This window comes from Paenibacillus daejeonensis DSM 15491, from assembly GCF_000378385.1.
Classification (GTDB): domain Bacteria; phylum Bacillota; class Bacilli; order Paenibacillales; family Paenibacillaceae; genus Paenibacillus_D; species Paenibacillus_D daejeonensis.
Window position 1 is genome coordinate 1 of record NZ_KB899660.1, and the last position, 13,330, is coordinate 13,330.

The 13,330-nt window shown below is 49.5% G+C and carries 14 protein-coding genes; 7 read left to right on the forward strand and 7 right to left on the reverse strand.

The window, feature by feature from the left end; all coding sequences use genetic code 11:
* The 6 genes from F556_RS0106785 to F556_RS0106810 form a co-directional block, all read right to left on the reverse strand.
* Positions 1-1,173: collagen-like triple helix repeat-containing protein (locus tag F556_RS0106785; protein WP_020616163.1), on the reverse strand; the 1,173-nt coding region annotated here is incomplete at its 3' end.
* 106 nt (positions 1,174-1,279) lie between these two features.
* Positions 1,280-2,227, reverse strand: a complete 948-nt coding sequence (locus F556_RS0106790; protein WP_020616164.1) for a glycosyltransferase — start codon at positions 2,225-2,227, stop codon at positions 1,280-1,282.
* Positions 2,228-2,247: 20 nt separating this feature from the next.
* Complete coding sequence (locus F556_RS0106795; RefSeq protein WP_020616165.1) at positions 2,248-3,318, reverse strand: polysaccharide pyruvyl transferase family protein; 1,071 nt, start codon at positions 3,316-3,318, stop codon at positions 2,248-2,250.
* A gap of 17 nt (positions 3,319-3,335) precedes the next feature.
* A complete protein-coding gene (locus F556_RS0106800; protein WP_020616166.1) occupies positions 3,336-4,433 on the reverse strand; it encodes a polysaccharide pyruvyl transferase family protein in 1,098 nt (365 codons plus the stop codon).
* 10 nt (positions 4,434-4,443) lie between these two features.
* Entirely contained in the window at positions 4,444-5,529 is a 1,086-nt protein-coding gene (locus F556_RS0106805) for a polysaccharide pyruvyl transferase family protein (protein WP_020616167.1), read from the reverse strand.
* Positions 5,530-5,552: 23 nt separating this feature from the next.
* A complete protein-coding gene (locus F556_RS0106810) occupies positions 5,553-5,882 on the reverse strand; it encodes an alpha-helical endospore appendage domain-containing protein (protein ID WP_020616168.1) in 330 nt (109 codons plus the stop codon).
* 184 nt (positions 5,883-6,066) lie between these two features.
* Between F556_RS0106810 and F556_RS0106815 the strand changes: the two genes are divergently transcribed.
* The 7 genes from F556_RS0106815 (at position 6,067) to F556_RS0106845 (ending at position 10,174) form a co-directional block, all read left to right on the forward strand.
* On the forward strand, positions 6,067-7,188 hold the full coding sequence (locus F556_RS0106815) for a glycosyltransferase (protein WP_020616169.1): 1,122 nt from the start codon (positions 6,067-6,069) through the stop codon (positions 7,186-7,188).
* Positions 7,189-7,204: 16 nt separating this feature from the next.
* Positions 7,205-7,528: an alpha-helical endospore appendage domain-containing protein gene (locus tag F556_RS0106820; RefSeq protein WP_483823569.1), complete on the forward strand. Its 324-nt coding sequence runs from the start codon at positions 7,205-7,207 to the stop codon at positions 7,526-7,528.
* A gap of 12 nt (positions 7,529-7,540) precedes the next feature.
* Positions 7,541-7,867 carry an alpha-helical endospore appendage domain-containing protein gene (locus F556_RS0106825; protein WP_020616171.1) on the forward strand — a complete coding sequence of 109 codons (327 nt, stop codon included), beginning with the start codon at positions 7,541-7,543 and terminating at the stop codon, positions 7,865-7,867.
* Between the two features lie 16 nt (positions 7,868-7,883).
* Positions 7,884-8,246 carry an alpha-helical endospore appendage domain-containing protein gene (locus tag F556_RS0106830; RefSeq protein WP_020616172.1) on the forward strand — a complete coding sequence of 121 codons (363 nt, stop codon included), beginning with the start codon at positions 7,884-7,886 and terminating at the stop codon, positions 8,244-8,246.
* An 18-nt stretch (positions 8,247-8,264) separates the two neighbouring features.
* Positions 8,265-8,864, forward strand: a complete 600-nt coding sequence (locus F556_RS0106835) for a hypothetical protein (protein WP_020616173.1) — start codon at positions 8,265-8,267, stop codon at positions 8,862-8,864.
* A 27-nt stretch (positions 8,865-8,891) separates the two neighbouring features.
* Positions 8,892-9,809: an MBL fold metallo-hydrolase gene (locus F556_RS33405; protein WP_020616174.1), complete on the forward strand. Its 918-nt coding sequence runs from the start codon at positions 8,892-8,894 to the stop codon at positions 9,807-9,809.
* Positions 9,810-9,871: 62 nt separating this feature from the next.
* Positions 9,872-10,174 (forward strand): hypothetical protein, encoded by a 303-nt coding sequence (locus tag F556_RS0106845; protein ID WP_020616175.1) that lies wholly within the window; start codon positions 9,872-9,874, stop codon positions 10,172-10,174.
* Between the two features lie 18 nt (positions 10,175-10,192).
* On the opposite strand, the gene F556_RS0106850 is transcribed toward F556_RS0106845, so the two are convergent.
* Positions 10,193-13,285, reverse strand: coding sequence for an ATP-binding protein (locus tag F556_RS0106850; RefSeq protein ID WP_020616176.1), 3,093 nt, complete (start codon positions 13,283-13,285; stop codon positions 10,193-10,195).
* Positions 13,286-13,330 lie beyond the last annotated feature (45 nt).

The window sequence follows — 13,330 nt, forward strand, 5'->3', positions numbered from 1 at the left end:
TTGGATACCTGTCGCACCCGTCATGCCGGTGATGCCAGTCGCACCTTGAACACCCGTCGCACCCGTCATACCGGTCACGCCCGTGACACCTGGGAGGCCCGTTGCACCCGTCATACCCGTGAGGCCAGTGGCACCTTGGAGACCCGTCGCTCCTGTCATGCCGGTCACGCCCGTGACACCTGAGAGACCCGTCGCGCCCGTCATGCCGGTGATGCCTGTCGCACCTTGGATACCGGTCACACCCGTCATACCCGTGACGCCCGTCGCACCTTGAACCCCAGTTGCACCCGTCATCCCGGTAGCCCCTGGAGCACCCGTCGCGCCCGTCATTCCAGTGAAACCTGTGGCACCTTGGAGTCCCGTCGCCCCTGTAACACCCACAGCCCCATTCAGACCCGTGGCTCCGGTGTTACCCGTAACACCATCTGCACCGGTATTGCCTTGGGGACCCGTCGCACCCGTAGCTCCAGTTTCACCAGCCCCGGTCGGACCTGTTGCGCCTTGTTCGCCAATTGGAATCCAGTCCGTGTAGGTAACCCCGTTGTCCTGGCTACTCCGGTACTGGAGGGTCGGATTGGAGATATAGAGCTGCTGAATATAGCTGCCCACCTGTGACACATACAGCGTCCATACGGCGGGATGCGCGACATCATCCGGACCCCCCTGCGGTGGGGGGCCATTCGGATCATCCGAGCTGTACACCCCCGCTGTTGTATAGTTATCCAGGTTGCTGCCCGAGGGCTCTTCATTGTTGATGGGGAAGACCCCATCATCAGCACTTAACACGACTTCGCCGGTCTGGCCATTGACGCTTAATACCCCACCCGGCTCGCCGGGTGCACCTGTCGCTCCCGTTGCTCCGGCAGGTCCTGCCAGGGTTGGCAGATTCGATGCAGTCTTCAATTTCGAATCCAGCATCATTTCTTGCCGGAACACCGTGTCGAGCATCGACTGCGCACTCTGATTCACCTGCAGGATTTGATCCAACGTGGCAGCCGGACCGCTGACCCCCGCAAGGGTGCCGAGAGCATATTGAATTTTTTCTCCCTCAGCATTGATAATGTGGGCCAAGCCCAGTTCTTCCATCGCAATCGAGGAGAAGAGCAAGTTCACAACGTCATCACGAGATAATGAGATAGTAGGGGTAATGTTGGGAAGGTTTGGATTGGACATGTGTAGTCCTCCTTATACACAAGATAATCCAAACTATGCTAGATGGGGGAGAACGGCAACGGATGAAAGACCTAACTTTGTCGTAGTTGCCGACACTGACGATAAATCATACGCTAGGGAGAGGGGAGGAACCCAGGCAAATTCCCTCTACAGCTTCTACAAATTCAGATACTCTAACCTTGGTAGAGTGTCGTTCATGAACCATGTGCATACCGTTACGGGCAATGCGCTCCCGCTCTTCAGGATGCTTGAGATAATAGTTGGCCTTTTCCTCAAAGTTATGGTCGTCGATGGACACGTAATGGACACCCGGAATAAACCCCAGATCACTGATTTCTTGAGAGTGAGACGCCATCAACAAGCTATTGCAAGCCGCAATCTCAAAATATTTCATCAAGGAATACTTGAACGTAGAATTACACGTGAAGCTAATCTTGGCTCTATTCAAAAGCAGGGCAAACCGGTCACCCACCCAGACATCCTGTTCCTCTCCACCGATCTGACGATAGCCCGGATGGTGAATATGCTTGAATTCCGGATGGTTTCGGAACCGCTTGGCTATGGCACTACGCAAGGGGTACACATTGTCATACATCGCACCCGTCAGCAACATCCCAATATCCCGCTCCAGCTGATAATCCTTAAAGAGATCCGTGTTGGCATGGTGCGGACTCCATATCATGTTCTCTGCGAACTCAGGATACCAAGCGCGAAACCGGTCCCTATAATACGTAAACACATGACGGATACCCTCTTCTTTCATGATGACTTTGCGTCGCTCCTGCTCATAATGCAAGTCGTGTAAACTTACGGCATAAGGGAGGTTCAGCTCTTTGAGACCGGTCACGACGGGCGAGAAGTTCTCCATATAATCGTGGAGGTACACGAAATCTGGTACAAACTCCAGGGATTCGATAATCTCCGTTACCTTGCCCGATTGGTGGGAAATGACTAATTCCGTTGACTTCGCAAGCTCCTCCATGAAATAGTGGGAGGCGGGTACAGTATAGTTGCGGTCATCTCTTGTGAGAACGAGCAGCTTCAATTTTGCCATGGTCTTCACTCCTGACGCAATTAAAAAAGCTGTAATGTAAAAGGGGCATGAATTAAGCCGGCATACCGTTGACGTTCATGGGATATAAGGGAGACCAGATGCGGCCGCACGGCTGATATCTGACCAGCGGTCTCTAGCATTCGATCCTTAAGATTGGGATCATTGGTTGAGATAACATAATCTTCCATGCCGATCGAGTGGGCAAAATCGAATACCTTGAATCGATAGCCCAAAGCGATAAAGGGAACCTCAGCAGCCACCGAGAGATAATTGGCATGCAGCTTTAAATTGATCGTAAAGTCAAAGGATTGGATCAAGGATATTAAATCATCTTGGTGATAAATCTTTTTATCCATGATCACTTTGTCATTCGGACTAATTTTGTGGTAGAGCCGATTAATAGCCGTCTGGTCCTGATTCCACATGGTATAGAGATAGATGGCGTAGCCTTCGCTTGCGAATCTGCATAAGGCTTCAGCCAGCTGATCTTCGACTCGCAACTCGTCTCCGCCATAAATCCGGTTCAATGCCGTTCCCCAGTTCACACCTATGATTCGCTCAGAAGTTTCATTCCCTGTATCGCGAGTACGGGTCATGAGGAATCCCGGATCTCCACTCACTTGTACGTTATGGACACCAAGCTGCGTAAGTATGGCTTGAGTATAGGGCCCACGCACACCCGCCCATACACTATGTGCGAATACCTCTCTGAGCGTAGTGACAAGCGACTCGGGAATATCCAGTGCAACCGGTTCTTGTCGTTGGAGTGCAGCGATTGACGAATGCGGCAGCCAATCGATGCCAGACCCCCAAATTACCAGCTTCTTGTTCAGATGAATGGTTTGTTTCAAAAAGTTGATTACAACAGGGTCAATGACTTGCATTAATCCGCTTAAGATCGACCCTCCGCCCAGAACGACACAATCATAAGGTTCAATCGACGCATCTTGCATATAGCCGGGCTCATTATTCTGTACCTCCAGCTGGTATTCTCCCCCTGAAGCAAGCAACCGCTGTTTAAACAAATCCAGCATCAGCTCATCTCCGAGATTCCGGTATCCCACCCAACCTATATATAGAATTTTTTTCATGTTGCGCCTCCTTTATTTCAATCCATCAGTCTTCTCTGGAAAGGCTCCTCCGCAACCTCAATTAACCGCCAACGTGCAGCTGTCATTTGGCTGATCACAAAAGGCCTCGTCTTCTCCATGGATGCAACCATCTTGAGAATCGATTCCTCCATATCCATTTCATCTGTAGGAAGCACATAGCGCTCCATCCCTACGGAATGTGCGAAATCAAACACTTTGAAACGATGGCCCAGGGCAATAAAGGGGACCCCAACACACAAGGATAAACAGCTCGCATGCAGCTTGAAGTTTATGGTAAACTCAAACTCATCCAACATGTTTAGCAGTTCATCCTGTGAACAGATCTTCGTGTTCAGGAACACATTTCCGTTGTGGTTAATCTTGCTGTACAAGCGCTGCGCAGCCGCTTGATCCTGTTCCCAGAGCGTATACAAATAGACGGTATATCCCTGTTTCATGAGATCCTGCAAAGCCGCCGCAAGCTCATTCTCTACCCTGATTTCATCCGTCCCATAGATTCGATTATGAGCCGTCCCCCAGTTCACCCCGATAATTTTGGATTTTGGTACGTTGCTCCATTCTTTGGAATAGGGGTGAATCTGCAATTCAGCCTTGGAAAGAAGCAAGGCAGGATCGCCACTCATCTTCACCTCATCGACGCCAAGCTGTCGTAGGATTGCCTGAGATAGCGGGCCTCGAACGCCCGACCATAGGCTTGCTCCGAACACCTCACGAATGTTTCTCAGTAGTGAGCTAGGAAAAGGAAAGGGGGGTGATTCTTGCTTGAGTAAGCTTGAGACAAAGGACCGCGGTAATCCATCCACTCCCGCGCCCCATACGAGAAATTTCTTATCCATGCGGACCGCATCCTGCAACAGCTCAAGCAGTGCCACATCCATAATATCGCTTAACCCATTGAACATCGTGCCCCCACCAACGACAATCGTATCGTAATCTTTAATGTTGGCATTTAACAGAAATGCGAGCTCGCCATTCACCGTTTCTAACTGATAGTCATTTCCGGTAGAACGCAAGCGCTGCTTGAACACATCAAGCATGATTTCGTCCCCCAGATTGAGATGCCCGCCCCAGCCGATATATAATATTTTCTTCAATGCCAACCTCCTAACGATCGAACAACCGAAGACGGAACGGCTCATCGACGATCTGGCCATATTTGCTATGAGCTTGGGCCATGCTGGTCACGAGTCCCTGTCGATTGTGTTCGATCTTCGACCCCAGAGCTATAATCGACTCGCCAATATTCTCCGTATTCATCGACAGCACATAATCCTGCAATCCAACGGAATAGGCAAAATCATATACCTTGAACCGATAACCCAGCGCAATAAAGGGTACACCGGCGGCCAGCGAAATATAATTGGCATGTAGTTTGAAGTTGATGGTAAACGCAAAAGGCGCAAGAATCTGTATCAGCTGATTTTGGTGATGAACTTTGCTATCCCACGTAACTTGATTTGCCTCTCCGCCTACCTTGTCAAAGAGGCGCTTGGCAGATGCGCGGTCTTGATCCCACATGGTATAGAAGTAAATATGATAGCCTTGACGGATGAATTGCTTGAGCGTCTGGGCGAGCTCATTTTCTACACGTAGCTCGTTTTGCCCGTAAACGTTGTTGTTGGCTGTTCCCCAATTGACCCCAATCGTCTTCACGGTCCGAGGGGACTGCTCTGGCGTTTCCATTGCTGCATACTCGGGCAGCAGGAAGGCCGGGTCACCACTAATCTTCACGCGCGGAATCCCCATCTGATACAGCAGAGCCTGCGTTAGCGGTCCTCGGACTCCCGTCCAGATGCATCGATCGACAACACGCTTGATCGTCATGGCTGCTTGAGGGGAGATGGTCAGATTGGCTTCCCGCTGCTCACGCAAACTTGCTAGTGCCGTTGCTGGAATACGGTCCATCCCAGATCCCCAGATCATAACCTTGGCCCCGAGATCCTGAGCTTGGCTTAGCCATCCGAGCAAGAACGAATTCGTATGAATGTTGCTGAGCAGGGAGCCGCCCCCCACAACAATGTAGTCAACCTGCTGCGGATTGACTCTCCTCAACGACTCGGGCTCCACATTGACGGCTTTGACTCGATAATGATCTCCCATCTGCGCCACACGCTGCCTGAATACATCGAGCATCAGTTCATCGCCAAGATTGTTAAACCCAACCCAACCGATATACAGAATCTTGACCACACATTCACCTCCTGTTACGGGATTTATTTACACGGATCATGGCGGTCATGACTGTCCTGCAGCAGCTTAAGAACTTGCTTGAGCTTGGATTCAAGCATCATTTCCTCGCGGAACACGGAATCCAGCATTTCCCGGGCGCTGTCATTGACGGCCAAGATTTCTTTTAATGTATACCGGGTCTGTGGAGATCCTGGCAGCGTCCCCAAGGCATACTGGATTTTCTCTCCTTCGGCATTGATGACGTGGGCCAACCCCAACTCCTCCATCGCTATGGAAGCCAGTAGCAGATTAATCGCCTGATCTCTGGTGAGCGATATCGTCGGCGTTACATTAGGCACATTCGGATTCGACATACGGACACACCTCCTCATTCGTCTGTTTGTTACATAATATATGCTTAGGCATTCGTCTATGTTAAAAAAACGTACGCTAATTTTTAGGATTAGCGGTCTTATCGTTAGCTGTCACTCATACATATGACTTGAAAAAGCGCTCAGGGCAGAGCACTAGCGTACCCTCATGAACAGGAGTGAGAGAATGGGGAAGGTATCACTGTGTATGATTGTGAAGGATGAGGAACGCCATATCCGGCGGTGTCTGGAGAGCGTGAAGAATGTCGTCGATGAGATGATTATTGTTGACACTGGCTCAACGGATCAGACGATCGAGATCTGCCAGACATACGGTGCAACAATTCTGCGCCAACTCTGGAGAGGCAGCTTCGCCGACGCACGAAATTATGGTTTGGAGGCAGCCAGTGGAGATTGGATTCTGTTCCTTGACGCTGATGAAGAGCTGCACGGAACGGATGCCCACCTGATCCGCACAGCTGCTGAGGTACAGGATGTGGATCTGATGTCTGTGCAAGTTGTCAATTACACAGGTAAGGCTCCAGACCCGGACGAAGTATATGTCGTAGATCAATACCGGATATTTCGAAGAGATCGCGGATTTCGCTTCAGGAATCGAATTCATGAAATTCTCTATATCCCTGATACCATTCACTCCTCACCGGTGGTCGTGAAGCTCGCTGTGACAATCTATCATTATGGCTATCTAGATTCAGAAACGGAGCTCAAAGACAAATTTAAACGCAATATGCAGCTGTTAAGACGTGAGCTTGCGGTGCCCAAGCACGATCCCTGGGTTGAGTACCATATGGCTAGTGAATATTACCGCATTGGGAATATAGAGTCGGCCATCTATTATGTGAACAAGTCCATCCTGGAATTTCTGAGAATTCGGAAGCATCCGCCGTCTCTGCTCTATAAACTCAAGTATGAAATGATGCTGACGCCTGACCGTGCCAAAGAGGCACTTCTGACTATCGATTATGCCATTATGATGCACAAGGGGTATGTCGATCTCTTGTACTATAAGGGAATCCTCTTGCACATGGACGGACGATTCCAAGAGGCACTTCGGGTATTTGATGCTTGCTTGGACATGGGGGAAGGGGATGGTCGGCACCTTACCCTCAAAGGCACCGGCTCGTATCGGGCCTGGTACTACAAAGGCAAATGCTATGAAGGTTTGGAACAGCCAGAGGACGCAGGGAAATGTTATGCCCATGCGTTAACCTTGGCTCCGCAATACCGGGAGGCAGCTGCTGACCTGCATCGGGTGTTAAGGTCTATCAACTTGGATACTCCCGTATAATACATCCATTGACCATTTGTGTACGCTAAGCACAAGGTGGAGGCGATGCGCACTGCTTCAGGAACCGAAGACCGATCCCGCTGTCAATTCCTTGTTGGTACGTATCGCACTGGAGCGCCTGACGTTTGCCGAGCGGATCTACTCCCAAAGCGAAGAAATGCGAAGAACAATTCAATTATCGAATGCCGACCCCACTCCGGGCAGCCCGGTAGATACGCTTCTGGAGCAACATGAGAAACTGAATCTGGCCATGAAGGAAATCATTAACAAAGAAATCTTCATTGAGGATATTATGGAGCTCATTGTAGGCAATCTGTCCCGACCTGTACGTGAGGACTAAGGAGGTTAAGTCATGTCGTTACCCAATGTTCCAGATATCGATCCCAAGATTACTATCCGCCGGGAAGATGCGGTTACTCTGCTCTTAACTTCAATCGCCATGGAAGAAATCGGCCTCTCCAAGATTATTGAAGCCGAGAGCGAGAAGATCAACCGAGTAGTAAAAGATCATTGTGTCTCTTTCTGTGATGTATTGAAGATAAACGATAGTGTCGATCGGATCCTCCGCAATGTCATACGCAATCAAATGCTGCTGCAACTGAAGCTGGAAGATGTTCTTAAGCTGGAACGATATCCGTCTCACTCTGACAGCACATGGGACGAAGTCGAAGAGGAATAGGGAAGGGGGATGAACAATGAGTCTGCCAGAGGACAGGGATACGTGGTATCCCCGCACCTATGATGAAGCCGTCCTGCAGCTGTTACGCTCGATCGTGTCGGAGAATGAATCATTATCCCAGTTGATTCGCGCGGAGTCGGAGAAGACCCATGCCTTTACCGGTAAACGATTGGACTTTCCCACCAATCCGACCACCTCGGAGATCATCAACTACAATCAGACCTTCGCCGCCTTGCTTGACAATATCCTGATGTCCAAATGGATGGTGATGAAGAAGATGGATGTCTTGCTTCAACTGAAACCCGAAGAGACGAATATCGACATGGAAGAAGACTTCAGAATAGTGGAGGATCGTTATGAGGAAGATTTAGACTATTGATGGGGAGGCGGCTCTTGTATGAGCAACAAGTCCTGGGAACCGTCACTAATTGTGCTTACACGCTCGCTATTAGGTCTGTTCCAGGGCATTGAGCTTATGAGAGGGACGGGAGGGTATAGGGGGCAAGCGGTCTTGCATGCCCAGCTACTGAGGATGACCCGGACGGTAATCGATCTTCACCAGCTCTCCCAGCGCATTCAGCAGCAATTACAGCTGTTAGGCATCCCATCCGCTCTGTCCGCAGGAGATCATCGGATTGCCTTCCTGGAGCAGAAGCGGGAGATCCAGGAGCTCATGCAGCAATGGAACATTCGTAACGAGTCCGAGCCCAGGATAACGCTCCCCCAGCAGCTTCGATCTTGTCTCCTGGAGCTGGCCGAGTTGTATCAGATGCCACCTGCTGCGCAAGACAGCTCCCATCAAGCCATTCCGACGAAACCAGAGCCTGAGCCTGCACCAGCACCAATTCCTAAAGAAACCGCAGTTGCCAGGCCGAAGGCAAAGCCAGAACCCATTCGCCCGATGACGGCAGCCAAGCGAGAATCGGTTCTATTGATTCCTGAAGAAATCGTCAAAATTAAAATCGGCAACCGCATGTATGAGCGTACGATACATTAAGAGCCAAGGAGGAGGGTAGGGGTGCCAATGAACGAGACCATCATTCCTGTCTACGGGTCCAGTTATATGTATGCGGGCAAATGCTCAGTTGGTTTGTACCTCGACAAGACGACCAAGACGGCCATTCTAATGGACTCTGGCCCAGATGAGAGAACGGCGGAAGAGATTGATCATGCGTTGAGTCAAGAAGGGTTCAGCATCCGCGCAATTATTCATACCCATACGCACAATAGCAGTCGCGGCGGCGATGCCTATTATGCTCTGCGCTATCCGGAGATTCGGATCTACGCTACACCTTCTTCCTTGGGAAGGGGGCATGGCTTCGAGCATGGCTTACGCAACGTAACGATTACAGAGCTGGGAGAGAATCTGAGACAGGAGCTTCTGGATGTCCTTCGTTTATTGAATGAGCGAGACGAGGAGGTTCAGATTGCAGGGGTGAACTTCCGAATCCTGCCATTGCCAGGCCACGACCCGGGCATGGTTGGTATTATGACGCCGGATCAAGTGTTGTATTGCGGCGATGCATTGTTCGGGGAACGAATTCTGCGCAAACAAACGATACTGCTCTATACTCATTTTGGCGCGGCCCGTCGTTCGTTTCGCAAGCTGGCCGCCATGCGTCCAAAAGCCTATGTACTCTATCATGGGGGAATCTATCGGGACTTGTCACAGCTCATCAATCAACACTTGGAACGCTTCAATCGCTTGGTCCTCCAGACCGAGCAGCAGCTTGCGGAGCAATCAGTTACGGTAGAGCAGCTAGTACACAAGTTGATGCAAAACCATGCGCTGGAGGATGGAATTGAACAGTATTGGCTGGTGACAGAGATCGTTCATGCTTGTATCAACGAATTGCTGGAGCTGGACAGAGTGACTGTCAGCATCCATCAAGGAACGCTTCGCATTGGATTGAGAGAACACCTGACGGACAGGTCTGGTTAGAAATTGGTTAGCCACTCCCTCTACACTACAGATACAAGAAGGTTATCGAGAGGAGAGACGATATGCCCGCTCAGCAACAGGATTTACTTCAACTCACAGCATCCATGTTTGATGTAATGAAGGCTCTATCTTCACGGATTAATGATCTGGAGGAGATGGAGTTTATCGACTGGGACCGATTCTTTAAATGGCAATTCATTATGGATAAATTCATTGCCGGCTGCGGCATTCCCGACACCATCCGCTCTTGTGTAGTAGATCAATTCATCCTCCCTGGATTGGAGAATGAATTGACCTCTAATGAAGTTGCTGAAGGCATCCACGAATTTATCCGGAACCACCGCGAGAGCTGCGGACCCGCTTGATAATGAAGCAGGGACGTTTCATTCATCATCATACAGCGGGATGTCAAAGGTTACCTCGGTACCGTTACTTCTATTACTCCTGATCGTCAACCCGCGGCCGTAAATTTGCAGGAGGCGTCGGTGAATATTGCTCAACCCGATTCCGCGTTTCTTGCCGGGATGATCGCCAGGCCATTTCAGTGCATCATCAATAACTTGTTGTTCCATACCGACGCCGTCATCGAGGACTTCGATGGTCACGAGAGAACCTTTCGGCATGATCCGTATCGTTAGCGTACCATGTTTCAGAGATTTCGCTATCCCATGGCCCACTGCATTTTCTACCAGTGGCTGAATAGTCAGCGGTGGAAGTAGCAACTCAAGCTCTTCGGGGATGTCCCATACGACATTTAATCGATGCTGATATCGTTCCTGCTCAATGTACAAGTAATTTCTAACCAGTTCCAGTTCGTGCTCGATAGGCACAACTTCCTCGGTGTTCATGAAGTTGAAGCTGGTCTGCAGATAGGTAATGAATGCATCGGACAATTGCTGCATCCTCGGAATATCCATATGACTGAGAGCCATAATCGCATTCAGTGTATTAAAAAAGAAATGAGGCTGAATCTGGGCTTGCAAGTATGCCGCCTCCATGCGGAGGCGCTCGTCAACGGATTGCTTCAGATGAATTAGCGAGGCAATGCGATGCTTCAGCTCCACCGCATCGACAGGTTTCATTACATAATCCGAGGCGCCTGCCAGGAACCCGGTATAAATATCGGTAGGCGTCCCACGTGCAGTTAACAACAGAATGGGCAACTCAGATATCGAGAAGCGTTCTCTGACTTGCCTGGTTAATTCATACCCTGACATGCCGGGCATCATCACGTCCGCAATTAAAAGATCCCATCGTCTATTCTGTAACTGCTGTAGGACTTCATTGGGTGAAGTAACAGTCACGAGATGGTAATTCCTCCCCGATAACATACCAGCTAATACCTTTAGATTGATGGGATCGTCATCCACAGCCAGAATTTGAGCCAAGTTGGCATGCGCGCGAGGCCCGGAGTCCTCTACTGACGCATGGTGGATGGAAGGCAAGCTGTTATCGACTGTCTGCATGGAGGCGGGCACAGCTCGGCGCTCTGGAGACGCCACATAAGGAAACATCAATTGAATGCTGGTTCCAGCGCCTGGTGACGATGCTGCCTGTATTTCACCGCCATGCAGCTCCACTAATTGTTTGACGATACTCAATCCCAGTCCGAGCCCGCGGCTCGTCCGGATTTCGTCGCTTCCTTGCTCATAAGGTTCGAAGATGTGTTCCAGCAGAAATTCTCTCATGCCAATCCCCGTATCCAATACCGTCACTATAATGTGATCCCCGTTTCTCTCTCCCGAAACCGTAATCTGACCTTTGGGTGTGAATTTAATCGCATTATCCACCAGATTGTATAGAATCTGCACCAACCGCCGTTCATCGGCATGGATCTCTAGCTCCTGATCTTGAAGAGTGGACGTTAGCTGCACATCCTTGCCCTCAATCATAAAGGAGAGCATATCGATCACTCCTGAGATCACTGCTTGCAATGACACATGCTCCTTATTCAAGATGATACGGCTCTCTCGCAAGCGAACCATATCCAGCAGATCCTCTACCAGCTGAGACATCCTACGGCCAATACGAACAATATCCTGCATTCTCTCTTGCTGCCGCTCGGTCTTGTCAGACTTCACATCCTCAGAGGCTTGATGGGCGATACTGATCATGCCGTGTAGTGGTGTCCTCAGCTCATGCGCCGTATTGGCTAAAAATTGGTCTTTGTGACGAATTTCAGATTGTAGCTTCTGATTAAGCTCGCGGATTTCCATAACATTGCGAAAGTACTGCTTGATCCAATAAGCAGATAAAGCAACAATAGCTGCGATGATATCGATGGGATAATACATGTAATTCGAACTGCCCGTCAGTCCGTGGATAATACCCCAAACCGCGCTGGATATCGCGCTGGAGGCGGCGATTAGCAAATACATCGCATCCTTGTGACGTTCCAATGCCATCTTCATGAATAGGTAGAGCGCTGTAATCATTGGCAAAATGTACAGCAGATCAGACAAGCGATAATGAACAGCAGCATACACAAACTCTATCGGGACAAACAGCACAAATAAAATGAACAAGCTGATGGCGAGGCGATACAAAAAATAGATGACTGACCTGGGGTTTGCATGAATCAGGTTTCTGGCAATGGCAAGTAAAAAGCAAGAGAAAAGCACATAGGAAATCGTTTTTAATTTAATTAACCATGTAAAATTAAAGGGAAGCCAACTACTTAGGATGACATCGTGGTCCGTGGCGATTAGAAGAGCGGCAAACAAAGATAGCATTGAGAAATAAAACAACGCGCGCTGCTTAGTGTGAAAACAAAATAGGATGAATGCGTAAATGGCATGAAGAAGCAGTAAGATAAACGTTGTCTTCTGAAGATCCAGCGAGATCCCACTCTCTTGCGCAACGCTTTCGCTTGAACCCAAATAAATCGAGCGCGTAATCCCCCCGCTATATGGATCATCAAAATTTGCCACTCGTATCAAAATGTCCAGCTCAGTAGCACCTTGCAACGCATAAGGGACTGTAAAAGCTTGTCGCTCCGGAGTATATTTCTCCTGTATAGCCTCGGTTTTACCAAGCGTTAGTACAAGTTGTCCATTGATTTCAATTTCAACCGAAGATTGAATCTTACTGTTCCATAAAGATATTTCTTCTAGGGAACTGTCAAGCAGAACCAGTAGACGATACGTACCGTACCCGTAAGAACCAGAAGACGGAAATGCCTGATCCCAGCTTCCAGGAACAGTTACGACCTGTACAACATCCTCGCGAGAATGATTTATATCCTCACGGGAGAGCAACTGGTTAGGGTAGAAGAGCCATTCACCATCCAGAGAAAAGGGACCTTTGCTCCACAGATCCGATTCCCCCAAGTCAAGAAAACCTTGCACCGCATACGGTTCTTCCGGTAAGCCGAAGCGCTCATTCCACAGCCAACGCCCCCCAAGCAACAGGAGCATGCAAAGCAAGAGAATTGGCAACACACGACGATAAATGTAAGGTGTTTGTAACTTAGTCATAAACTATAGTACATTCAACACCAATTAACCAAATCCTTTCGCATT

Coding starts and splice junctions, on each gene's coding strand:
- F556_RS0106810 (WP_020616168.1), bottom strand. CDS start 5,882: ATGTCGAATCCGAATGTGCCTAATGTAACGCCGACGATATCGCTCACC.
- F556_RS0106835 (WP_020616173.1), top strand. CDS start 8,265: ATGAGCAACAAGTCCTGGGAACCGTCACTAATTGTGCTTACACGCTCG.
- F556_RS0106825 (WP_020616171.1), top strand. CDS start 7,541: ATGTCGTTACCCAATGTTCCAGATATCGATCCCAAGATTACTATCCGC.
- F556_RS0106850 (WP_020616176.1), bottom strand. CDS start 13,285: ATGACTAAGTTACAAACACCTTACATTTATCGTCGTGTGTTGCCAATT.
- F556_RS0106790 (WP_020616164.1), bottom strand. CDS start 2,227: ATGGCAAAATTGAAGCTGCTCGTTCTCACAAGAGATGACCGCAACTAT.
- F556_RS33405 (WP_020616174.1), top strand. CDS start 8,892: ATGAACGAGACCATCATTCCTGTCTACGGGTCCAGTTATATGTATGCG.
- F556_RS0106845 (WP_020616175.1), top strand. CDS start 9,872: ATGCCCGCTCAGCAACAGGATTTACTTCAACTCACAGCATCCATGTTT.
- F556_RS0106830 (WP_020616172.1), top strand. CDS start 7,884: ATGAGTCTGCCAGAGGACAGGGATACGTGGTATCCCCGCACCTATGAT.
- F556_RS0106795 (WP_020616165.1), bottom strand. CDS start 3,318: ATGAAAAAAATTCTATATATAGGTTGGGTGGGATACCGGAATCTCGGA.
- F556_RS0106815 (WP_020616169.1), top strand. CDS start 6,067: ATGGGGAAGGTATCACTGTGTATGATTGTGAAGGATGAGGAACGCCAT.